Source organism: Halomonas eurihalina (assembly GCF_008274785.1).
In the GTDB taxonomy this organism is placed as follows: Bacteria; Pseudomonadota; Gammaproteobacteria; order Pseudomonadales; family Halomonadaceae; genus Halomonas; species Halomonas eurihalina.
This window is the reverse complement of record NZ_VTPU01000040.1, coordinates 1-1,578: the sequence shown is the minus strand read 5'-3', so window position 1 is coordinate 1,578 and position 1,578 is coordinate 1. Positions and strand designations below refer to the sequence as shown.

At 67.9% G+C, this 1,578-nt stretch carries 1 protein-coding gene; it reads right to left on the bottom strand.

Going from position 1 to position 1,578, the window contains the following annotated elements; all coding sequences use genetic code 11:
- Positions 1–1,578: aldehyde dehydrogenase (NADP(+)) (locus FZZ93_RS18135; protein ID WP_149323695.1), on the bottom strand; the 1,578-nt coding region annotated here is incomplete at its 5' end.

Below are 1,578 nucleotides of genomic sequence, written 5' to 3'. Positions count from 1 at the left end.
TCAGGCCTCGCGCTTGCCATCGACCAGGCGGCTGACACCGACCGGGTTGCCATCCTTGAGTGCCTCGGGCAGCAGGGCCTCGGGCAGGTTCTGGTAGCACACCGGCCGCAGGAAGCGGTGGATGGCGGCACTGCCCACCGAGGTGGTGCGTGAATCCGAAGTGGCCGGATACGGGCCGCCGTGGACCATGGCATGGCACACCTCGACCCCGGTGGGCCAGCCATTGGCCATCACGCGGCCGGCGCGACGTTCGAGGATCGGCAGCAGGCCGCGGGCCGTTTCGGCATCGGCATCATCCATCTGCAGGGTGGCGGTCAACTGGCCTTCCAGGTGTTCGGCCACGCGCTTGACCTCGTCCTGATCGGCACACTCGACGACCAGCGAGGTGGCACCGAAGACCTCGGCCTGCAGGGCCTCATCGGCCAGGAAGTCCTTGGCGGAGGCCACGAACAGGCCGGCCTGGCACTGGTTGGCTCCCTCGCCGACCGGCCCGCGGGCCACTTCGCGAGCCTTGTCGCTGGCTACCAGGCTATCGACACCCTTGCTGTAGGCTTCATGAATCCCCGGGGTGAGCATGGTCTGGGCCGCAGCTCCCTTCACCGCCTCGCCGGCGGCGGCCACGAAGGTGTCGAGACCTTCACCCTTCTCGGCGATGACCAGGCCGGGGTTGGTGCAGAACTGACCGGCCCCCATGGTCAACGAACCAACGAAGGCTTCACCCAGCGCGGAGCCCCGGGATTTCAGCGCTTCAGGCAGCAGGAACACGGGGTTGATGGAGCTCATTTCGGCATAGACCGGAATTGGCTCGGGACGCGCCTGGGCGGCAGCCATCAGCGCGCTGCCGCCGGAACGCGAACCGGTGAAACCCACTGCCTTGATGCGGGAATCCTTCACCAGGCCCTGCCCCACTTCGCGGCCGGAGCCATACAGCAGGGAGAAGACGCCTTCCGGCAGCTCGCACTTCTTCACCGCGCGCTGAATGGCCCGGCCGACCAGTTCGGAAGTTCCCGGATGCGCAGAGTGGGCCTTGATCACGACCGGGCAACCGGCGGCCAGCGCCGAGGCGGTGTCGCCACCGGCCACCGAAAACGCCAGCGGGAAGTTCGAGGCACCGAACACCGCGACAGGGCCCAGGGCGACGTGGCGTTGGCGCAGGTCGACCCTCGGCATCGGCTGGCGATCCGGCAGCGCCGGGTCGATACGCACGTCGAGCCATTCGCCGGCGCGCAGGACGCTGGCGAACAGGCGCAGTTGGCCGCATGTCCGACCGCGCTCGCCCTGGATACGCGCTTGCGGTAGCCCCGATTCCGCCACGGCACGCTCGATCAGCGGCTCACCGATGGCCTCGATCTCATCGGCGATGGTTTCGAGGAAGGTCGCGCGGGCTTCGAGGCCGGTCTCGCGATAGGTATCAAAGGCCGCCCAGGCCAGTTCGCAGGCCCGCTCGACTTCGGCCTTGCCACCGGCGGGATAGCCCGGGTCGAGACGCTCGTTGGTGGCGGGATTCACTGCCTGGATCACAGCGCCATCGGCCGATACGGCCTGGGCGCCAATCAATTGCTTGCCTTCGAGTGTCAT